General features: G+C 57.1%; 1 protein-coding gene. It reads left to right on the top strand.

Annotation, left to right across the window (positions count from 1 at the left end):
- Positions 1-203, top strand: a 203-nt coding sequence (locus ACTHSW_RS10985; protein WP_440373936.1) for a hemagglutinin repeat-containing protein, incomplete at both ends; no start/stop codon positions are given.

The raw sequence follows: 203 nt of genomic DNA, 5'->3' as shown, positions 1-203 counted from the left end.
AGCCAACATCAGGACGGCAAAAACCGCAATGCCGGCGTACAGGTCGGCGTCGGGGTTTCCGTCGGTGCGCAAACCGGCGTCTATATCTATGCCGAAGCGGCCTACGGCAAAGGCAAAAACCGTTCGGACAGCCAAACCCATCAAAACACCCTGCTGCAATCGGACAAACTGCAGCTCAGCAGCAAGGGCAATACCGTGCTGAA

It is taken from the genome of Neisseria sp. P0008.S004 (genome assembly GCF_051962755.1).
Taxonomy (GTDB): Bacteria; Pseudomonadota; Gammaproteobacteria; order Burkholderiales; family Neisseriaceae; genus Neisseria; species Neisseria subflava_A.
This window is presented reverse-complemented; position numbering and strand designations above follow the sequence as displayed.